Raw genomic sequence first — 20640 nt, forward strand, 5'->3', positions numbered from 1 at the left:
AGGGGCATCCGTTCGGCCGCCGGCCCTCCGGCGGGCCGGCCGACGTGCTGTGGGACTGGTCGAAGTCCGGCACCCGGCACGCTCCCCTGACCCGGCTGCTGCGGCGGCTGCCCGGGGTGGGCACGGCGGCGGCGTACCGGTTCGGCCTGGTCGAACGGCCGCACTACGCGTACGGGGTCCGCCGCGCCACGGAGCTGGCCGCGCGGCTGGGGCATCGCGGCGTGACGGTGGTGGAGTTCGGGGTGGCCGGGGGCAACGGCCTGCTGGCACTGGCCGCGCACGCGCGGTACTACGCCGCGGCCACGGGGGTCGCGGTGCGGGTGGTCGGCTTCGACAGCGGCGCGGGGATGCCGGCCGCGCGCGACCGGCGGGATCTGCCCTACCTGTTCGGGCCCGGGTTCTACGCCATGGATCACGAGCGGCTGCGCGCCCGGCTGGGCGCGGCGGAGCTGGTGCTGGGGGAACTCGCGGAGACGCTGCCGGACTACCTCGCCACGCGCGCGGGCCTGCTGCGCGAGCACCCGGTCGGCTTCGTGTGCCTGGACCTGGACTACTACTCCTCGACGGCGACCGCCCTGGACCTCTTCCGGGGCCCGGCGCACGAGCACGTGCTGCCGCGGGTCACCTGCTATCTCGACGATCTGCCGGGGACCATCGAGCAGATCGGGGAGGCCGCGGCCGTGGCCGAGTTCAACGCCGGCCACCCCGAGCGGCCGATCGGCCGGGTCCTTGGCCTGCGCTCCTTCACGCCCTTCGACCCGCCGTGGGCCGACCAGATCTACGCCCACCACCGCCTGGATCACCCGGACTACGCGCGCCTGGAGGCGGGCGCGACCGGCGATCAGCTCCCGCTGGATCCCTGACCGCCGCGCCGCCGCACTGCCGGACCGGCGCGCCGCCGCGGCCGTTGCCGTCCAGGTCCCGGGCGCGGGCCCGGGCCGGTCAGGCATTCGTTCAGAAGTCATCTTCCGTTCGGGTGCGCACGGACATGCCCCTCCTAGGGTGCCGCCATGACCGATCTCCACGATGTCTCCGCACAATCCACCGGTTCCTCCGTCGGCCGCCGAGCCCTGCTGCGCGGGGCGGGCGCCGCCGCGGCGGCGAGCGTCTCGTTCCAGGCCCTCAGCGCGCGGACGGCCGCCGCCGCCCCGGCCAGGCCCGCCTCCGGCGCCGGGTACGGGCCGCTCCGGCCGGTGAGGGACCAGGCGACCGGGCTGGAACTGCTCGCGCTGCCCCGCGGGTTCGAGTACATCTCCTACGGCTGGACCAACGACCCCATGAACGACGGGGTCCCGACGCCCGGATCGCACGACGGCATGGCGGCCTTCCGCTACGGCGACAAGGTGCACCTGGTCCGCAACCACGAGCGCGGCGCGGGCCCGGCGTTCACCGCCCCGGCCTACAACCCCGCCGCGGGCGGCGGGACGTCGACGCTGGTCTTCGACCCGGACGCCGGGCGTTGGCTGGAGTCCTACGGCAGCCTCGGCGGCACCATCCGCAACTGCGCGGGCGGGCCGACGCCCTGGCGGACGTGGCTGACCTGCGAGGAGACCTTCGGCACGACGGCGGGCGTGCGGCACGGGTACGTCTTCGAGGTGGCCTCCGAGGGCAAGGGCAGCCCCGTCCCGTACACCGCGATGGGCCGCTTCAACCACGAGGCCGTCGCCGTCGATCCGGCGACCGGCTACGTCTACGAGACGGAGGACCGGGGCGACGCCTCGCTCTACCGCTTCGTCCCGGCCGTGCCCGGGGACCTGTCGCGGGGCGGGCGGCTGGAGGCGATGCGCATCGGCGCGGCCGGCTACGACACCCGCCGGGACGGCGAGAGGGCGTACGGCACCGTCTCCTGGGTGCCGGTCCAGGACGCCGACCCCGACACGGACACGGTGCGCTACCAGGCCCAGGCGGCGGGCGCCGCGGTCTTCGGGCGGCTGGAGGGCGCCTGGTACGGCAACGACCGGGTCTACGTGATCACCACCAACGGCGGCCCGGCCGGCCAGGGCCAGGTCTTCGAACTCGACCCGGCCACCGACGAGTTCCGCGTGCTGTACGCCTCCCCCGGCGCGGACGTGCTCAACGCCCCCGACAACATGTGCGTCAGCCCGCGCGGCGGCCTGGTGCTGTGCGAGGACGGCGACGGGACCGAGTATGTGCACGGCCTGAGCCTGGACGGCGAGATCTTCCCCTTCGCCGCCAACGTCGCGGACCTGCGCGCCGGCACGGCGGGCAAGAGCGTGACGGCCGCCGACTACACCGGCTCGGAGTGGGCGGGCTCGGTATTCGAGCCCCGCAACGGCAACTGGCTCTTCGTCAACCTCCAGTCCCCCGGCATCACCTTCGCCATCACGGGCCCCTGGCGCCGCGGGCCGGTTGTCAGTGGCAGGGACTACGGTCTGCCCCATGACCTTACAGACTGTGACGCACCCCGAGCCGGTGTCCGCGTCGTGGGCCCGGATCGACGCCTGGCTGGCCCGCCACGCCCCGGCCACCCACGCGCTGCTGGCTCCCCCTGCCTCCCCCCCCGGCGATCGCGGAGGCCGAGCGGCGGCTGGGCGTGGCCTTCTGCCCGGACCTGGTTGCCTCCCTGCGCTGCCACGACGGCGTCCGCCCGGGGCCGGGAGCGCCGCGGTGGAGTTACTGGGGGTCCTTCGCGAGCGTGGAGCAGCTGGTGGCCGACGCCGGGTCACTGCGGTCGGTGGCCCGCGATGTCGAGGGGGAGCCCCCGCCCGGGTGGGACGGAGAGGAGCTGGAGCTGGACGCCCTATGGCGCCACGAGTGGCTGCTGATCACCCGGGGCATCGGCGACGACGCGCTCGACGGGCTGTTCGTCACCTGCCTGCCCGGCCCGGACCACGGCAGGGTCGGCCGCTACTTCAACGAGGACGCGCCCTCCTTCACCGACTGGCCCTCGATGCGGCACCTGCTCGCGGGGTTGGCGGACGCGCTGGAGCGGCGCCTCCCCGTCGCCGGGCAGGTCCCCGTCGTCTTCGACGGCCGCCTGCTGTGGGACGAGCACACGGAGCTGATGGCGCGTCCGCGCTCGCCCCTGGCCCTGGCGCGGGAGTCCCGCGAGCCGGCCGCCCCCGGCCCCGAGCCTCCGCCGCGCCGCGTCCCGTCGCTGTCGCCCGACGGCCGGTACGCCGCGCTGGACATCTCGTTGTTGCCGAAGGCGCAGCCGCCGCCGGACCAGCCGGGACTGCTGTTCGTCCGGGACGTCGACGCCGTGGACCTCCTGGCGCGCGTCGGGCTGCTGCGGGACACGCTGCGCCCGCGCTCGGCGCGGCAGGCCCGGCACGCCGCCGCCGCTGCCTGGGCCGCAGCGCTGCCCCTGCTGCGCGCCGGCCGCGTCGGCCGGTGGGCGTTCGCCATCGACGAGGGCGGACCCGCGCAGGGCACCCGGCCGGAGGTGCTGCGCCGGGTCTCGGCCGGCACCCTCGCCGTGTCCCTGTGCCGGCAGGGCACCCAGGTGCGCCTGGAGGTCTACCGGGACGGGTCGCCTGAGGGGGAGGCACAGGAGGTGCGATCACCCAGAACCGACCAGCACCTGCTCGCGGACGGCACGCTGGTCCAGCGCGCCGGCGGCGACCCCTCGCCGGGCGCGACCGCCGCCTACGACCGGCTGCTCGCCTCCCTGCGCGACCGGCTGGACCTGGAGTTCCACCCGGCGCGGCACGCCTCCGGCGAGCTGCCCAGCGGGCTGGTGCTGCCCGTGCTGGACGACATCCCGCCCTGGGCCTTCCGGCCGGGCGTCCGCCTGTCCCGCGATCCGGCGCTGGGCGGCGTGCTGCGGCAGGCCGCGCCGCCGGAGCTGCGGTGCGCCCTGGTGGCGCAGACCCGGCGGCTGGCCGCGGAGACGGGCCTGGTCACCTTCCCGGAGATACCGCCCGCCCTCGGCGCCCTGGGGCGGGGCGAGGCGGTCCCGCTGTCCGACGACCACCCGCTGGGCCTGCGCATACGCACGCTGCACGCCGAGGCCCGGGCCTGCGCGGAGGTGCCCGGCCGGCGCCCCGGCGCCCCGGCCCCGCTGGTCGGAAGGGAGGAACGCACGGCCTGGGCCCGGCGCGCACAGGCCGGGGAGGCGCTCCGGCGGGCCCTGACGCTCGACCCGCCGGCGGCCCTGGACACGGTGCTGTCCGCGCGGCCGTCGGCCGAGTGGCGCGCCGAGCTGACCCAGGACCTGGCCGCCGGCCGCGCGGGCGCGGCCGGGGCCTGACCCGGCGTCAGTGGCCGGCGTGGGTGTTGTCGCCGTGGATGTTCCCGTCCTCGTCCAGGGAGCAGAGGGGGACGTCGCCCGACGGGTCGAGGTCGGTGCGGTAGACGTGGCCGAGGGGAACGTCGCCCGCGTTGGTCCAGTACTCGATGCCCGTCTCGGTGCCGGGCATCAGGATCGCGTAGTGGTTGGACTCGTGGCAGAAGACCTGGACGGTCTCGCCCTCCTCCAGGTCGCCGAGCACCACGCCCAGCCCCTGGTCGGCGGTGATCTGGTCCAGCGTGGCGCCCTGGATCACGGTCGCGGCGACCGAGGCCGGCTGCCCGTTGGCGGCCCCTCCCCCGCCGGCTCCTCCCCCCTGGCCGCCGCCGGAGTCGCCCCCGCAGGCGGTCGGCCCGCCGGCGAGCGCCCCGGCCAGCAGAAGGCCCCCCATCGTTCGCCGCATCCACCGCATGTGACTCGTCCCTTCGGTCGGGCAGTTCGTGTTCAACGCCCGGAGGCGTCGCGGCGCGCGGAGATGACCTCCCCGCCCGCACACGCGAGTTCACATCTATCCCGATCTTCGCCCACTCCACACCCACGAATGCCTCACATGAGCCAGGGTGGGCCACCGGGCTGGCCGGGGCGGTCCGCGCCTGGCGCGAGAGCGACGCCCCGGGCTCCGCAGCGGGGGCGCGGGGGCCCCGAGGCGGTCCACGCCCCCAGCTCGCTGCCCCGGATCGACTACGCCGGCCACTTCTCCGGGCCCACCGGGGCCGAGGCGACACCCGAGCGGTGGGCCCGCGCCATGTTCGGCGACGTGCCCGGCCCCCTCGAACGGCTGATCTGGCGCGGCTTCCTGGGCCTGCGGCTGCGCCAGGGGCCCTCGCCGGACACGGTGGCCGGGTGGCGCGTAGCCGAACGGGGCGAGGCGGAAGGGAGAGTCCGGGCCGGGGAGCGATGAGTTTCGCGCGTGCGGCGAGTCCACACCAGCGGGACGGAAAGGAGACCCCCATGCCGGCACAGGATCCCGCACGCGACCCCGCACAGCAGGCACAGCACACACAGCACGCACAGCCCCCGACGGCCGAGCTCGACGCCCGCTACAGCTCCGCGCTCAACGCTCGCCCGGGCGCCCGGCAGGTGGTCGCCACCGAATGGGCCCGTGCGCAAGGGGAGCTGGAGGAGGCCGAGATCTTCTGGGTCTCCACGGTGCGGCCGGACGGCCGGGTGCACGTCACTCCCGTGATCGCCGCCTGGCACGAGGGCGTGCTGTACTTCTCCACCGGCCCCGGCGAGCAGAAGGCGAAGAACCTCGCCCACCACTCGCACTGCGCGCTGACCACCGGGGGCAACGCCCTCACCGAGGGCCTGGACCTCGTCGTCGAGGGCCGGGCGGAGCCGGTCACCGACCCCGCCGTGCTGGAGCGGGTGATCGCGGCGCACGAGGCCAAGTACGGGGCGCACATCACCTCCCCCGAGGGCACCTTCCACGGGCTGGGGGACTCCTTCCGCAACGGGGACGCGGTGGTCTACGCCGTCGCCCCGGCCACGGCCTACGGCTTCGGCCGGGACGACGGCGTCTACAGCCACACCCGCTGGAGCTTCCGGAGCACCCGAGCCGCGCACTGAGGCGGGCGCGTCAGAGGCGTTCCGGGCGCCACACCTGCGGGGTGCCGCCGGTGCAGGTCCACTGAATCACGTTGGTGCCCGGCTCGGGACGGCCGCCGGTCACGTCGAGGCAGTGGCCGCTGACGGCGGAGACCAGGCGGTAGCGGCCGTCCCCGAGGGGCTCGAAGCGCCAGTCCTGGGCGGCGACCCCGGAGCAGTACGCCATCTGGACGTTCGCCCCGGCGTCCGGCGAGGCCGCGGCCACGTCCAGGCACAGGCCCTTGGCCCACAGCGTGTAGTGGTCGGGGCCGTGGGCGCGGACGGTGAACGCCTGGTTGGGCGTGCCGTTGCACTCCCACTGCATGACGTTGTCGCCGTCCGAGTTGCCGGGGCCCATGTCCAGGCAGCCGCCGGGGCCGCTGTGCAGGACGTAGACCGCGCCGCTGACGATGGCGGGCTCCTCGGGCTCCCCGGCGCGCGGGGTGTCCGGGTCGGGGCGCGTCTCCGGCTCGGGGTCGGGGTCCGGTTCGGGGCCGGGCTCGCGTTCCGGCTCGGGGTCGGGCCGGGTCTCGGGCCCCGGGTCGGCGGGCTCGGCCTCCTCGGTCCGCTCGCGCGGGCGTTCCGGCTCGGTCTCCTCCTGCGTCGGCTCCGGCTCGGGGGTCTCCTCCGGGGTCGCGGGCGCCTCCTCGGCGGCGCTGGGGCGCGGGGCCGCGACGGCCTCGGACGGGCCGCCGTCGCCGGGCAGGAGCGTGCCCGCGGTCCAGACCGAGAGCGTCACCACCAGGATGACGGCGGCGGTCCAGGCCAGCGAGGTGAACACCCGCCGTCCCGGGAGCAGTCCGCGCCGGGCCACGGCCGGCCGGCGGGCGAAGGCCTGGGAGAAGCGGGAGGGCGGTGGCTGCTGCGGCATCGGTGCGGACCTCAGGGGGTGAGAAGGGGCAGGTCGTTTTCGTCCAGGAGCATCAGCTGGCCGGCGTCCGGGGTGCTCAGCTCCGCCACGCGCATGGCCTGGCGCTCCGTCATCTGCTGGAAGAGCTGCCGGGCGGCGCGGCCGTTGCCGAACCGCTCGCCGCGCGGGATGGCGCCGACGGCGCGGGCGAGCCCCTGCCTGGCCGCGTCGCTGAGCTCGTAGCGGTGGCGGCGCGCGTGGTGCTCGACGATCCGGACCAGCTCGTCGTTGGTGTAGTCGGCGAACCGCAGGGAGCGGGTGAAGCGGGAGGCCAGGCCCGGGTTGGAGTCGATGAAGCGCTCCATGTCGGCGGGGTAGCCGGCCGCGATGACGACGACCTCGTCACGGTGGTCCTCCATCAGCTTCACCAGGGTGGCGATGGCCTCCTGGCCGAAGTCCTGGCCCAGTCCCGCCGGCGCGAGAGCATACGCCTCGTCGATGAACAGCACTCCGCCCAAGGCCCGTTGGAAGGCCTCGGCCGTCTTGGGGCCGGTGTGGCCGACGTACTCGCCGACCAGGGCGCTGCGGTCCACCTCGATCAGGTGGCCCTTGCCGAGCAGGCCGACGGCGTGCAGCAGCCGCCCGTAGAGGCGGGCGACGGTGGTCTTGCCGGTGCCGGGGTTGCCCGCGAAGATCAGGTGCCGGCTGAGCGGCGGGGCGGGCAGCCCGGCCTCCTGCCGCAGCCGGACCGTCTGCATCAGCTTGACCATGCCGCCCACGTCCCGCTTGACGTTGTCCAGGCCGACCAGCTCCTCCAGCTCGTCGAGGAGGTCCTGGAGGGACTCCCGCTCGGCCGGGGGCTCCCCGCCCGGCCCGGGCCCGCCCTCGGCACGCGGCTGCGGGGGCGCCTCGGCTCCGGGAACGCCCGGGTGCGGCGCGGTCGCGGTCGCGGTGCCGCCGGGCCGGGGCCCGGGCGCGGGCGGGCCTCCCGCGGCGCGCCCGCCGGAGGGGGCGAAGCCCGCGGCGTGGTGCAGGCGGGAGGTGGCGACGTTCACGGCGGCGCAGTGCTCGAACAGGGGTCGGGCGCCCTCCGCGACGGCCACGTCCTGCGCGGCGTTGAAGACCCGGCAGCCGCGGAAGCGGGGCTGGGCGTCCCGGGCGATGTGCAGCGCGGGGAAGGCGGTGGCGATGACGTCGCAGTGTTCGAATGTCCCGCGCGCGGCCTCGCCGACGAGGATCCCGTGCTTGCCGGTCCTGGCCACGCGTACGCCCCGCAGCCGGGGGTCGGCGCCGGGCGTCAGCTCCACGCCGTTGCCGCGCTGCCCGGTGATCGAGCAGTGCAGCAGCACGGTCTCCTCGGTGGACCGCAGCCGCACGCCGGTCTCGCCGCCGGTCACGCGGACGTCGCGCAGGGCGAGCCGGGCCTGGTCGCGCGCCTCGACGCCGGAGAGCCGGGCCCCGGCGAGGGTGCTCTCGCGGATCTCGGCGCGCGCGGTGTGGTCCAGCCGCACGCCGGAGCGGGCGGGGTTCTCCACACGGCAGTCGGTCAGCAGCGCCTCGGCGGCGTCCTGCACCAGCACGCCGTTGCGGCCCGCGCCGAACAGGCCGCTGCCGCGCAGCAGGACGCGGGAGGAGTCGCGGGCGCGCAGCGAGGAGCCCGAGCCGCCGTGCACGCGCAGCAGGTCGGCGCGCAGCACGGCGCTCCCGGAGACGGCCACGCCGATGCCCTCGACGCCGGTGATGGCGGTGTCGTCCAGGCGGGCCAGGGCGTCGCCGGTGAGGTGCACGGCGGTGTGCCGGGCGGCGCGCAGCCTGGTGCGGCGGGCGACCAGGACGCCGCCGCCGGTGGGGTCGGCCAGCTCGGCGGCGAGGTCGTTGTCGATCGGGATGTCGCCGACGGGCACGTCGGGGGGTGCGGTCAGGTTGCGGGAGCCGAGCACCTCGACGCGGCCGTGGGTGAGGGTGCAGTCCTCCAGGGTCAGGCCGGCGGCGTCCTCCACCCGCAGCAGCGCCTCCCCCGGGTCGGCTCCGCGCACCACCAGGCCGTACAGGCGGCAGTCGGGGGCGGCCACGGTCAGCGCCCCGGCGGCCGGGGGCACGGCCACGGTGACCGAGCCGATGCCGTACTGCGGGGTCAGCGTCACGCGGCGCACGAGGCGGAAGGACTCGGCGTACTCGCCGGGCGCGATGCTGATGACCGCTCCGGCCGGGGCGGCGCTCAGCGCCTCGGTGATGGTGCGGTGGGCGCCCCGGGTGCGGGGGGCGACGCGGATGGGGTCGTGGGTCACGGTTCCTGCTTCCTGTGTCCTGCTGCCCGTGCCGCACTGTGCTGTGCTGCCCGGCGCGGGCGGAGTGCCGGGCTACGCGGCCGGTGGCGGGGGTGGCGGGGGGACGGGTGGTGGTGGGGACGGCGCCACGATGCCGAGCGAGGCACGGATCTCGGGAGCGAGGACGAAGGCGGAGAGCGACTTGTCCACCAGCTTGCTGAACACGGGGACGAGGACGAAGTCGACCAGCCCGCCCCGGTGCCACAGGCGCGCCCCGGCGTTGTTCTGGATCAGCGCGCGGGGAACGCCGACCGCGAGGGAGCCGGCCGCCGCCGTTGCGGCGGCGGCGCCCGCGAAGGCCGCCGCCTGGCCGAAGGAGACGTCGTGCCGGTTGCCCTCGGAGTCGCGCACGCCGAACGCCTCCAGGGCGGCCAGGTTGCCCAGGAACGCGGAGAGCGGGGCGATGGCGAAGGAGTCGCGCAGGTAGTCGAACGTTCCGCCGCGCCAGCGCAGGACGGCCTCGGTGGCCGTCCAGTCCCTGTTGAACGACTCGTCGTCCTGGCGGCGGTTGCGGGGCAGGCCCATGTCGATCTGGTGCCAGCCGAGGCGGAAGGTGCTGCGGTTCGCGGCTAGGTTCACGAGCGAGATGGTGCTGCCCTTGACGGCGGCCCCGACGGCGGCGGCGAGGGCGGCCTGCGCGACGTCGGTGCCGGTGAGCGGGCCCGGCAGGAGCGCGAAGACGGCCACGTTCAGCGCGAAGTCGAGGATGACCTCCTGTGTGAACTCGATCGCGAAGTGCTGGGAGGCCCTGCCGATCCACGGGGTGTAGGTGGACTCGGCGCCCGCCGTGGGGCCCCAGGCGGCGCGCCGGGGCACGCGGTACATCTTTTCCAGGCCGCGCAGGTCGTTGATGAGGCCCTTGTAGCGGAACTCCCGCCCGGTGAGGAGGAGGTCACCGGCGAACTGGCCGGGGCCCGGGGCGAACCGGTCGGCGGGCAGCTCCCGCAGGTAGCCGGGGACCGACCGCTCGGTGACCACGCGCGCCGCGCCCGTGGCGTCGTAGACGTAGCGCCGCCACTGCTCGGAGATGACCTCCAGTTCCTGGTAGGACCCGTCCGCCCACCTGGTCATGCTGCGCGAGACGGTGCCGTCCTCGAACTCCTTCCACGTGCGGTAGGCGTCGGGGCCCCGCACGGTCGCGTCGAGGCTCCCGGGAGTGGGGGCGTACTCGCGCACCCGCTGCGGGGCGTCGTTCAGCATCCGGCGCAGCGGCCCGCCGGCGGGCCTGGGGAGTTCCTGGATGATCAGGGAGGCCGGGGGCGCGCCGCCCGCGGCCCCGGCCGCTCCGGCGCCCGGCGCGGGGCGCGGCGGGACGAGCGTGTCCTGGAAGCGGGCGCCGGGCTGCCAGCGGTCGAGCCTGCGGTCGCCGTCGAACCACACGCGGACCCGGTCGCGCGCGGTGCCGAACTCCAGGACCTCGCCGCGGGCGTCCTTCTTGTTCCAGTGCCAGACCTCGCCCCCGGGCCCGGACTCCGCGCGCCAGGCGTCGAGGGTGACGCCGTCGCCCAGCAGGCGCTGCTCGCGGATCAGGGCGGTGCCCTGGTAGTCCCGGAAGGAGGCGGCGTCGTAGTAGTTGACGTGGTCGAACTGGTTGCGGGCGGCCAGGTCCCGCCGCCCGCGGAGGTCGGTGCCGGGGACGGACCACTCGGCCCTGCCGCCGCCGGTGTGGACGCTGACGACCGTGGTGCTGCCCTGGCCGGGGCCGGGCCTTCCGCTGGGGAAGGTGTCCTGCCGGCCCACCACCGTGCCGAGGTGGTCGGTCATGGTCCAGTCCCGCTCGGCGGTGCTGGGGCGGGGGCGGTACTCCAGCGTCGTTCCGTCCCGGAAGCCCATCCGCACGACGTCGTACTCCCGGCCGGGCACGGGCGTGTACCAGTCGCCGCCGTCCGCCAGGCCGCGGGGGACCCTGTCCTGCCACACCACGTCCCGGGGCTGCTTGCCGCTCGCGGCGGGCGGCGCGCCCTCGAAGTCCTCGGTCCGGAAGGTGCGGTGGCCCTGCCTGCCGCCCGTCCCCTCGGTGAAGGGGAGGTAGTCGTCCACCGGGCGGGCGCCGCCCGGCAGGGCCACCTCGTGGTGGCCCACGGTCAGGGTGCGCGAGTCGTACAGCTTGCGGCTCTCCGCCGTGAGCCGGCCGTCGCGGGCGATGCTGAACTTGTTGGCGCCGCCCGGGCCGACGAGCCGGATGCCGGACTCGTCGCCGAACCGGTAGGTGTGGATCTGGAACCTGTTGTCCTGGGTCCACGCCCCCAGCCGGCCCGCGTCGGTGTGCCGGACCTCGGAGCTGAGCAGCGTGCGGTACCAGGCGGGCGGGCGCTGCTCGACGACCCGGCGGACCTCCATCCACCGGCCGGTGTCCGCCTGGCGCCCCGATTCGATCTCCCTGCCCCGGTGCGTGCGCACCCAGGCGTCTCCCTCCGGGAGGCCGTCCCGGCCGAGGGGGCGCTCGATGAGGTAGCGGGTGGGCACCGGACCCGCCTTGCTGGTGACCTCCACGAGCCTGCCGACGCGCGGGTCGGGGATGCGGTCGGTCCAGCTGTTCCCGAACAGGCCCCAGGTGCGCTCGCCCTGGGCCACCGGCGCGAAGTCGGCGTCGTACTTGTGCCACCGGCCCGTCCACCGGTCCCCGCGCAGGGCCAGGTAGTGGCCGCCGGTCACGCTCGCGCGGAAGTGCCGGACCGGGCCCTCGGCGCTGTGGCGGAAGCCGGAGCGGTAGTCGAACCACTCGCCCATCGCGGTCCAGGCCCGGATGCCGTGGCCGCCGGGCACGGGCTCGCCGGCGGCGGTCAGCTCGGACCACCGCTCCCGCTGGGTGGTGCTCAGCGGAACGCCCGCCCTGAGGTCGACGATCCCGGCCGCGACGCCGGGCGCGTGGGTGTCCACGGTGTGGCCGTCCGGCAGCGTCCTGCGCTCGAAGACGAAGGCGCCGCTGTAGGAGTTCAGCTCGATGTGGCCCTGGCCCGCGCCCTTGAGGTTCACGGTGCCCCGCTCCAGCGTCCCGGCCTGGGGCGGCGGCGCGTGCCCGTCGCGGAACCGCTCCCAGCTTCCCCCGGCCAGGGCGCCCGAGGCGTCGTACCGGTAGGTGATCACGTAGTGCCGCCCGGGGACCGGCCTGCCCTCGTGGACGGGGTTGACGCGCTGCTCCAGCAGCCGCCCGTCCGCGGCGTACCGCTTGTACTCGCCGGCGCGCAGGCCGCCGGGGCCGTCGATCCGGAAGCCGCCGCCGTCCGCCGCGGTGAGGCCGCCGCGGGGGACGGGGACCTCGCGCAGCTCGCCGTCGAGCAGGCGGGCGGGGCGGCCGGCCGCGTCCACCTCCACGAAGCGGTGGCCGGTGCCGTCGGACAGCCCGACGGCGCGGAAGGTGCTGCCGTCGGCGTTCGTGACCGTGCGGACGTTGCCAGGGCCGGGCGGGCCGAGGTGGCGCTCCAGGCCGCCCCCGGCGGAGAAGAGCCAGGTCTGCCGCCCGTCGCCGCTCACGATCCGGAAGCCGGAGTCGGCCGCGGGGCCGCCCGGCGCCGGGGTGCGGGCGGTGGCCACGCGGTCGCCCCGCGCGGCGAACGCGGCGTCCAGGACCTCGTAGGAGCGGTACTCGGTGCCGTTGTGCCGCATGCGGGAGATCCGGACGGCGCCGCCGGCCTGGCCTGCGGTCGGCCCTGTCAGCCGCGTGCCCTCGTGGCGGAAGGCGCCCTCGGTGTCGAAGCGGGTGAAGCCGTTGCCGCCCGTGTCGCGCCACAGCAGGTCGCCGCCGGGGAGGCGTTGGAGGGAGGCGCCGGGCACGGGGGCGCCGTCCGCCTGGCGCGGCGCGGTGTCGAGGGCGCCGTCCGCGCGGATGAACGCGTACCCCGCGGTTTCGGGGGCACCGTCCGGGCCCGGCCGGGTGAGGATCACGACCCGCTCGGCGGTGACGTTGCCGGTGGCCGGGTCGAGGACGAAGTGGTGGTCCTCGCCGGAACGGACGCGCAGCCCGCCGTCGCGCTGGGGGATGGCGGTGGCCTCCCCGCCGCCCGCACCGTCGAGGCGGGCGGGGATGGCGGAGTCGGCGGGGACGGCAGGGTCGGCGCGGACGGTGAGGCGCTGCCCGTCCACGGTGCCGCCGTGCACGACGAACTGGCGTTCGGTCAGCATGCCGTTCTCGGCGGAGTGGACCCAGGCCCGGCCGGTGGCCCGGTCGGTGACGGTGACGGAGGCGGGGCCGGTGGCGAGGTCACGGCCGGGGACGCGGGCGCCGTGGCCGTCGGTCAGGCGGGGGGCTTCGGCGGCCTCGGCGGGCCGGTGGAGGAATTCCGCGCTGCCGTCGCCGCGGCCGTTCAGCGGCAGGGCGGTCCCCTGGTACTGCCCGGTGCCGTCCAGCAGCACGTGGGGGCGTCCGTCGGGCGTCGGGACGCGGTAGCCGCCGGGCCCCTGCGCCACGGTGTCGAGGCGCCCGCCGCCGGGGGGCAGCACGTGCGGCGCCTCCGCCCCCTCGCGCGGCACGACCAGGCGGCCCCCGGCGTGCGCGTTGTCGGCGCCGCCCGTGATGCGGTGCGTATCGCGCACGGGCACGCCGTGGAACGCCCCCGCCGCGGCCTCGACGCGGTACTCGGTCGTGGTGCGGCCCAGCGTCACCGCGGCCGTGTCCCCGGCCGCGTCCCCGGACCCGGCCCTGGACCAGCGCACCTCGGCCCCCGGGACCGCCTCCCCCCGGCCGCTGAACACGCCGTCCGCGGCGCCGGGCAGCCGGGAGCGCGCGGCGAGGCCGTCGGTGCCGTCCGGGAGCCGGACGGCGACGAGGTCGTGGCTAAGCGCGCCCCGGGCGTCGGTCATCGCCCGCCGCGCGCCGTCCTCGACCAGGAAGCCGCCGCCGACGGGCGTGGCGGTGACGCCCGCCCGGGCCCGGCCGGTGGCCGGGTCCAGCACGTGGGCGCCGCGCGGGTCGCGGGGCACGGCCAGCAGGTCGCCGTCGAAGGGCGTGCCGCCGCGCACGGCGTGCTCGTGCCGCAGGAAACGGCCGTCCCCGGCGTCGTGGACGGCCGTGGTGCCGGGCGCGTCGGTCCGCCGCACGCGCAGGAGGTCACCGGCCTGCTGGGCCGTTCCGCCCGGCCGCAGCCGGCCGTCCGCGTCCCGGAGCGGGAGCGGGGTGGCGCCGGCCGGACCCCCGGCGGGGGCGAAGACGTGGTCGCGGGCGGCCGGGGCGCCCGCGCCGCCGGGGTGCTCCAGCGCGAGGACCCGCAGCGGGGTGCCGTCGCCCGCGACGGTGAGCTGCCGCCCGTCGAGAGTGACGCGGAAGCCGGCTTCGTCCTCCAGCGTGCGGACCGCGCCGGGAACGACGGCGGGCGCGCCGTCGGCGCCGGGCCGGACGAGGGCGGGCGCGGCGCCGGGCCGGCCCGCGTCGAAGCGGAGGTGGGCGCCCGCGGCGCCCTCGCCGCCGAGGGGGACCCAGCGCTCGGCGTGGACCGTGAGGCCGCCGCGCGTGATCTCCACGGTGTCGCCGCCGGGGCCGGGGACGTGGCGCGCCTCGAAGCCCTCGCCGCCCTCCAGGGCGACGCCGCCGAGGCGCCCCGAGCCGGCGTCGAGGGTGACGCGCAGGCGCAGGGCCTCCTGTCCGGGGACGGTGAAGGCGCCGCCGCTCGCGTGCGCCGCGTCCGCGCCGGACCGGGAGGGGAGGTCGTGCAGCGGGATGGTGTCGACGCCCTCCTCCGCGCCGTCCGTTCCGTACCGGATGTCGTGGACGACGTTGACGGTGAGCGGGATGGTGTCGGGGGCCGGTGCCCGGAGGTCGGGGCGCTCGGGGCGGGCGGCGAGGTCCGCCAGGACCGCGCGCCGGTCGGCCTCGTCCAGCAGCCGGAACTCCTCGGGCGCGATGCCGCCCAGGCCGGGCGTGGCCGGTCCCTCGCTCTCGAAACGGCCGCCGGGGGCGTAGCGGGCGAAGGTGCCGTCCGGCCCGAACACGGTCAGCGTGCCCTGCGAGGTCGGCCGCACCACGCTGCCGGTGGCCGGGGTGCCGTCCGCGCCGCGCGGCACGGGATAGGGCAGGCCGTCCGGGCGCAGCAGCACCTGGAGGTCGGGGGCGCCGTCGCGGCCGGTCAGCGTGAGCAGCCGGTAGTCCAGGCCGCGCGGGCCGTTGACCAGCACGGCGTCCTGGCCCGGCCGTTGGGCCACCCAGCCCTCTCCCGACCGGGAGGCCGCGGCGCCCTCCAGCAGCCGCCCGTCCGCCCCGACGACGTACGGCCTTCCGCCTCCGGCCGGGACCATCAGCTCGTGCTGCCCGGGGCCCGGCAGGGGGTGGGAGCGGCCCAGCAGGGCACCGTCGAGGGAGTGGAACGCGCTTCCGCCGCCGGACTGCCGCACGACGAGCGCGTTCCCGACGACGTGCGCCCGGTCCAGGAGCACCGCGCGGGGGTCGTGGAAGAGCAGGGCCGGGCCCTCTCCCCCGGCCGGGACGGCGGCGAACCGGCCGGTGGGGGCGCCGTCCTCGCCGCGCAGCTCGACCACGCCGTGGGTGCGCGCGCCCGCGTCGTTCACCACGGCCTCGGGGCGGCCGGGCGGCCCCGTCAGCCAGCCGGAGCTCTCGCCCAGCCGCGTGGGGGCCGCCGCCCCGGACTGTCCCACGGCCTGCGGCGGCCCGCCGGCGCCCGGCGGAGCGGTCGCCGGGCCGTGCGGCGCTCCGCCCTCGGCGGTGCGGACGCCCGCGGGGTTTCCGGCGGCGGGGAGGGGCGCCGCGGCCTGCGGGGGCGGGACGGCGACCAGTTCGCCGGCCGGGCCGGCCGGGGGCAGTGCGGCGGAGGTGTGCGCGGCGGCGGGCGCCGTGGGCGGCGGCGTGGGCGTGTGCGCGGCCCCGCCCGGGGAGGGCGTCGCGAGGATGGAGCTGAGCCTGACCGGCTCCCCGCCCCGCACGTGCAGGGTGACGTCCCCGAGGGCGCCGTTCCCGCCGGCGGCCGAGGCGGCGGGCGCGGCCGGTGCGGCAGGCGGGGAAACGCCCGCGGCGGGCGTGGCGGCCCCGGCCGTCCGGGCCGGGGCCTGCGGGGAAAGGCCCTGGGCCTGGCCACCGTTCGCCTCCGCGCGCAGCGGCGGCATCTCGCCGGTGGCGTGGCGCAGCCCGTCACCGAGGTTCACGGACATCCGCGTGGCGCCGCCCACGTCGAGGTTCAGACGGCCCGGGGCGGGGACGTTGACGGCGACGCCCTCGGGCAGGCCGCCGGTCCGCGCGGACTCGGGGGCGTCCGCCGGGTTCGCGGTGAGGTCCCCGGCGTCCATCCGGGCGGGGGCCGCGGGCAGGGCGGTGTCGGGCGGGCTCAGGGTCAGGCCCTCGTCGGCGAAGGACAGGCGGATCGGCTGCGCCCCGCCGACGTGGACGTCGAAGGCGAGCTGCTGGCCGCCGGGCCGGGCCGGGCCGGGGGCCTGAACGGCCGCCGGGTTCGCTCCTCCGGCCTCGGCGCCCCTCGCGGTCAGGCCGCCCTGCGGCAGGGACACCACCTCGCCGAGCTGGGGCATGTTCATGACGTTGACGGCGGGCATCGCGCCCTGCCCCGCGGGGGTGAGCGCCAGGCCCTCGGTGCCGTACTGCATCCGGAAGGGGGCCAGGCCCGGGAGGCTGAAGTCGAGCACGACGTTGTTGACGCCCGCCGCGCCCGTGGCCCCGGGCGCGCTCACCGCGTTCGAGGGGACGACGGCCGGGGGCTCGCCGACGGCGCCGAGCGGCGCGTCGCCCAGGGCGCCCCCCGGGAGGATGGGGATCTGGACGCCGACGGTCTGGCCTTGCGGGCCCGGGACGTGGGCGACGACGGAGGCCGGCAGCGGCACGAAGAGGTCGCCCGGCGCGGCCGTGGCGTGGGTGGGCTGCGGGGAGTAGAAGCCGGAGACGCCCATGGACACGCCCTGGTCGGCGAAGGAGAGGGACAGCGGCTGGGCGGGGCGCACGCCGGCCACGGACACGTCCAGGGCGGCGGCCGGGCCGCGCAGGGCGTCCGGGACGCTCATGCCGCTCGCGAGGTCCCCCAGGCCCGTCGGCGCGGGGAAGGCGGCCGGCAGACCGGTCATCGGCGGGCTGCCGGCCCCCAGGCCGGCCAGCGCGGGATTCCGCAGGGGCGCGTGCGTCCAGGCCAGGCCCGACAGGGCGAGGAGGCCGCCGGTGGTGTTCATCGGCGCGCCGTCCAGGGTCAGGGTGCCCGCCGGGAGGTTCCACACCGGCGCCGAGCCGGTCTGCCCCAGGCCCCCCAGGTTGAGAGGGGTGTGGGGCAGGAGGTGGGAGATCCCGGCCAGGGTGTGCCCGCCCGCGGCGAGGGTGGGCTGGTACCGCGCCAGGAGCCCGCGGTCCACGATGGGCCGGCCCGCGCTGTCGAAGGCCCGGATCGCGCGGACGTCGACCACGGTGGAGCCGTTGACCCACGCGCCCGTGCGGTACTGGTTCATCACGCCGCGGTCGAAGACGGAGATCCGGAACCCCCGCCCGAGCCCGGAGAGGGAGCCGATGCGGCCCAGCTCGGCGGCGTTGACCGGGAGAACGACCGCCAGCGGGCCGAAGCCGCGGAAGTGCATGCCGACATAGCCGAGGAAGCCCTGGCCGCTGCCCAGACCCCGGGCGATGGTCGACCACCCCTGGGGCGTCACCAGCATGCGCAGGCCGCGCAGGCCGGTCACGATCACCCCGCCGGCCCACCGCAGCCCCGTGAGGAACATGCCGCGCAGGCCGGTGAGCATCTCCGACATGGTCATGCCCCGGAGCGAGGTGAGGGTGCTGCGGGACCAGCCGGAGAGGCGTGACAACCCCCGCGAGAGGCTGACGTTCAGGCCCCGCGTCGTGGGGATCAGCGTGCCGACGATGGAGAGGATCAGGGAGGACAGGCTCGCCCGGCCGCCCGCGAAGTCGATGGCCGTCTTGATCATCAGGGCGGCGTTGAGGGCGATGGCGAGCAGGGCGACGGGGCCGCCGAGGAACAGCGCCGGGATGATCAGCGCGATGGCGAACCAGCCGAGGATCTCCCAGAGTTCCTCGCAGGGGTCGACCATCGACTCGATGCCGGCCGCCGCCGCGGCCAGGGCGGTCGCGGCCGTGGACGCGGCGGCCTGAAGCGCGTCGCGGGCGCCTTCGGCGGTGCTCCTGTGGGTCTCCCGCTCCGCGTCGTCCTCGGCGAGGCCCTGCGCGGCCCGCAGCGCGCCGTCGGCGATGCCCTGCTGCTCCACCATCACGTCGTGGTAGGTCTGGAGCGCGCTGTGGAGTTGCTCGTGCGCGGAGGTGAAGGTCCGGATGAACCCGCGCACCCGGCCGTCCATCGTCTCGCGCAGCGCGTCGGCGGTCTTGCCGATGAAGCCGGAGCTGTTGGCGTTCATCAGGTCGCCGAGGCCGCTGTTGACCTCCCGCAGGTAGTCGACGACGCCCTGCTGGGAGACCAGCAGCGCGGAGAGCCTGACCGGGTCGCCCGGGGTGGGGTCGGCCGCCAGGTCCAGGGCACTCCAGTCGGGTGGGCGGGGCATGGGCGCTCCCTCCTGTTCCTCGGGTTCCTCGGGTTCCTCGGGTTCCTCGGCTGCTCGCGGCCCGCTCCTCGGCCCGGGGTCCGGGCCTCGTACCCTCTACGCACCAGCCCGCCCGCGGGTTCAGCGGTGAACGCCGGGTGAACGATCCGCGCGCCGCCGCCGCGCACGCTGAACCTCCCGCCCCGGCCGGTGCGTAGAGGGAACGAGAGGCGGTCCCGGCCGGGGCCGCGGACCGACCGCGCACACGGAGCGCCCATGCCCGACTTCGCCATGGACTACGACAGGCTCTACGCCATGCAGCGGGGGCTGCACACGCTGGCCGAACGGGCCGACAGCGGAGGCGGCACGGGCCTCTACGAGGACGTGGGCAACGCCTCCCTCACCGAGAACGAGACGCTGTTCGGCTCGCGCAGCGTGGCCTACCAATTCTCCCTTTTCTACCGGAAGTCGAAGCTGCGCATCGACGACGGCAAGGACAAGCTGAAGCAGTTCGGCGACACGTTCGGGAGCGTCGCCGACGGGCTGTTCCAGCAGGACGCCTTCCTCGCCTCGGGCGCGGCGGCCACGGCCGGCGGGGCCATGTTCGACCGGTGGAACGGCGAGCGCGAGGTGTACGAGGAGTGGGCGCAGGACAAGGCGGCCTGGGAGACCTACCTTCAGGAGATCGGCGCCGCCGAGTACTTCGAGCAGAATCCGGACGCGGACATCGCCCAGGTGTGCGCCGGGAACGACGGCCCCGCCTGGTGCGAGACGTGGCGCAACGACGAGAACCCGCCCCTCCCGCCCGGCCCCGACCCCGGGAAGCCGTCGGACCTTCCGCCCAGCCGCATGCAGTTCACGGACGACAACGGCGGCAGCACGAACGTCGTGCTGTCCTACGACGACGACTACAACATCATGAAGGAGGAGTTGACCGTCACCACGGGGGCCGGGGAGACCATCACCACGGTCACCGCGTACGACGGCCCGCCGCAGATCGTCGATCCCGCGAACGGGCGTTCCTACGACACCAGGGACTTCACCGTCACCACCTCCTCCGAGGGCTGGCGGATCGTCGAGGACGTCACGGTCAACGACAACGGCTCCGCCACCAGGACGGTCACGGAGACGACGACGAACGAGGACGGCGAGCAGGAGGTCACCGTCACCGAGTACACCCGCTCCGGCCCGTTCGCGGCCTGGGAGGGCGGGGAGGAGGACGAGGAATGACGCCGCCGCACGGCGGCCGGGGCCCGTGGACCGCACGCCCGTACACCGTTCGCCTGAAGACCGCACACCCGTACACCGGACAGCAGCAAGGGAGTTGAGCACGCGATGCCCAATATCAGCATCACCTACGCGGAGGTCGAGGAGGCCGCCGCCGCGATGAGGGCCAGCAACAGGGACGTCCTCACGCCGGCCAAGGACGCGGCCAAGACCGCCATCGACGCGGCCCTGACCGAGTCCCTCGTCATGCCCGAGACGGGCGCCGCCATCTCGGAGATGTACACCAATCTGCACACCAGCCTCACGGAGCTGTGCACGGCGGTGGACTCGTTCGCCCAGCAGTTCATCGACATCAAGAACAACATGATGGAATTCGACAGCGACTACGCGGACAACATTCGCAACCCGAGGTAGCGGCGGGGCGGTTCACGCCGCATTTTCCACGGAGACCTTGGAACCGGAACTTCTGGAGGCGTTCCCATGGCGGATATCTCCGCCGACTACGCGGGCATAGCGGAGACCAGCAGCACGCTGACCGCGCAGTGCGGCATCATCATTCCCGAGATCTACAACCTCCTGGGCAGGGTCGACACCCTGCTCGACAACGGCCTCTACCTGGAGCAGGCCAGCCCCGCGCTGAAGACGGCGTACCAGGAGTTCAGCAGGTCGCTCCAGATGGCGGCCTCCAACATCCAGGGCTGGGCCAATATCCTCACGCAGATCAGCGATTCCTTCCGGACCAACGACGCGGCGCTGTTCGCGGCCAGCCTGTCGGGGATCGACGGCGAGGGCGGCTACGAGGTGGGCTACGAGGAGGTCACCACCGCCACGACCGCCCCGCCGGAGTGGGACGACTCGCGGTCCCTGGACGGTCCGTCGGGCACCTGGAACGAGGACCACTCGATGTTCACGCCCAACACCTAGGCGCGCGCGGCCGGGAGGCGGCGGGGTGGGGGCGGCGGTGCCCCCGC

The 20640-nt window shown here is 76.0% G+C and carries 12 protein-coding genes; 8 read left to right on the forward strand and 4 right to left on the reverse strand.

Annotated elements, in window-relative coordinates:
* The first annotated feature begins 44 nt into the window (after window positions 1-44).
* From RM780_RS17470 to RM780_RS17480, 3 genes are all read left to right on the forward strand, one after another.
* Window positions 45-863, forward strand: a complete 819-nt coding sequence (locus tag RM780_RS17470) for a hypothetical protein (protein WP_311631675.1) — start codon at window positions 45-47, stop codon at window positions 861-863.
* A 147-nt stretch (window positions 864-1010) separates the two neighbouring features.
* The gene (locus RM780_RS17475) at window positions 1011-2786 is read left to right on the forward strand and encodes an alkaline phosphatase PhoX (protein WP_311631676.1); all 1776 of its coding nucleotides are present in this window, start codon (window positions 1011-1013) and stop codon (window positions 2784-2786) included.
* Window positions 2696-4213 (forward strand): hypothetical protein, encoded by a 1518-nt coding sequence (locus RM780_RS17480; RefSeq protein ID WP_311631677.1) that lies wholly within the window; start codon window positions 2696-2698, stop codon window positions 4211-4213. The genes RM780_RS17475 and RM780_RS17480 overlap by 91 nt, the downstream gene beginning before the upstream one ends.
* A gap of 7 nt (window positions 4214-4220) precedes the next feature.
* On the opposite strand, the gene RM780_RS17485 is transcribed toward RM780_RS17480, so the two are convergent.
* The gene (locus RM780_RS17485; RefSeq protein ID WP_311631678.1) at window positions 4221-4655 is read right to left on the reverse strand and encodes a hypothetical protein; all 435 of its coding nucleotides are present in this window, start codon (window positions 4653-4655) and stop codon (window positions 4221-4223) included.
* A 147-nt stretch (window positions 4656-4802) separates the two neighbouring features.
* On the opposite strand from RM780_RS17485, the gene RM780_RS17490 reads away from it, so the two are divergent.
* Window positions 4803-5153, forward strand: coding sequence for a hypothetical protein (locus RM780_RS17490; RefSeq protein WP_311631679.1), 351 nt, complete (start codon window positions 4803-4805; stop codon window positions 5151-5153).
* Window positions 5154-5203: 50 nt separating this feature from the next.
* A complete protein-coding gene (locus RM780_RS17495; protein WP_311631680.1) occupies window positions 5204-5821 on the forward strand; it encodes a pyridoxamine 5'-phosphate oxidase family protein in 618 nt (205 codons plus the stop codon).
* Window positions 5822-5831: 10 nt separating this feature from the next.
* On the opposite strand, the gene RM780_RS17500 is transcribed toward RM780_RS17495, so the two are convergent.
* The 3 genes from RM780_RS17500 to RM780_RS17510 form a co-directional block, all read right to left on the reverse strand.
* Entirely contained in the window at window positions 5832-6710 is an 879-nt protein-coding gene (locus RM780_RS17500; RefSeq protein WP_311631681.1) for an RICIN domain-containing protein, read from the reverse strand.
* Window positions 6711-6721: 11 nt separating this feature from the next.
* The gene (locus RM780_RS17505; protein WP_311631682.1) at window positions 6722-8977 is read right to left on the reverse strand and encodes a right-handed parallel beta-helix repeat-containing protein; all 2256 of its coding nucleotides are present in this window, start codon (window positions 8975-8977) and stop codon (window positions 6722-6724) included.
* Window positions 8978-9049: 72 nt separating this feature from the next.
* Window positions 9050-18463 carry a hypothetical protein gene (locus RM780_RS17510; protein ID WP_311631684.1) on the reverse strand — a complete coding sequence of 3138 codons (9414 nt, stop codon included), beginning with the start codon at window positions 18461-18463 and terminating at the stop codon, window positions 9050-9052.
* Between the two features lie 255 nt (window positions 18464-18718).
* Here RM780_RS17510 and RM780_RS17515 point away from each other — a divergent pair, with 255 nt between their 5' ends.
* From RM780_RS17515 to RM780_RS17525, 3 genes are all read left to right on the forward strand, one after another.
* Window positions 18719-19672 carry a serine/arginine repetitive matrix protein 2 gene (locus RM780_RS17515; RefSeq protein ID WP_311631685.1) on the forward strand — a complete coding sequence of 318 codons (954 nt, stop codon included), beginning with the start codon at window positions 18719-18721 and terminating at the stop codon, window positions 19670-19672.
* A 105-nt stretch (window positions 19673-19777) separates the two neighbouring features.
* Window positions 19778-20083: a hypothetical protein gene (locus RM780_RS17520; protein WP_311631686.1), complete on the forward strand. Its 306-nt coding sequence runs from the start codon at window positions 19778-19780 to the stop codon at window positions 20081-20083.
* Window positions 20084-20149: 66 nt separating this feature from the next.
* Window positions 20150-20593 carry a hypothetical protein gene (locus RM780_RS17525; protein WP_311631687.1) on the forward strand — a complete coding sequence of 148 codons (444 nt, stop codon included), beginning with the start codon at window positions 20150-20152 and terminating at the stop codon, window positions 20591-20593.
* Window positions 20594-20640: the final 47 nt, after the last annotated feature.

Origin of the sequence: Streptomyces boetiae (genome assembly GCF_031845405.1) — a bacterium.
In the GTDB taxonomy this organism is placed as follows: domain Bacteria; phylum Actinomycetota; class Actinomycetes; order Streptomycetales; family Streptomycetaceae; genus Streptomyces; species Streptomyces boetiae.

What these genes read in the sequence shown, in the direction of transcription:
- RM780_RS17475 (WP_311631676.1), top strand. Translation starts at nt 1,011, where the DNA reads ATGACCGATCTCCACGATGTCTCCGCACAATCCACCGGTTCCTCCGTC.
- RM780_RS17485 (WP_311631678.1), bottom strand. Translation starts at nt 4,655, where the DNA reads ATGCGGCGAACGATGGGGGGCCTTCTGCTGGCCGGGGCGCTCGCCGGC.
- RM780_RS17490 (WP_311631679.1), top strand. Translation starts at nt 4,803, where the DNA reads ATGAGCCAGGGTGGGCCACCGGGCTGGCCGGGGCGGTCCGCGCCTGGC.
- RM780_RS17495 (WP_311631680.1), top strand. Translation starts at nt 5,204, where the DNA reads ATGCCGGCACAGGATCCCGCACGCGACCCCGCACAGCAGGCACAGCAC.
- RM780_RS17500 (WP_311631681.1), bottom strand. Translation starts at nt 6,710, where the DNA reads ATGCCGCAGCAGCCACCGCCCTCCCGCTTCTCCCAGGCCTTCGCCCGC.
- RM780_RS17510 (WP_311631684.1), bottom strand. Translation starts at nt 18,463, where the DNA reads ATGCCCCGCCCACCCGACTGGAGTGCCCTGGACCTGGCGGCCGACCCC.
- RM780_RS17515 (WP_311631685.1), top strand. Translation starts at nt 18,719, where the DNA reads ATGCCCGACTTCGCCATGGACTACGACAGGCTCTACGCCATGCAGCGG.
- RM780_RS17520 (WP_311631686.1), top strand. Translation starts at nt 19,778, where the DNA reads ATGCCCAATATCAGCATCACCTACGCGGAGGTCGAGGAGGCCGCCGCC.
- RM780_RS17525 (WP_311631687.1), top strand. Translation starts at nt 20,150, where the DNA reads ATGGCGGATATCTCCGCCGACTACGCGGGCATAGCGGAGACCAGCAGC.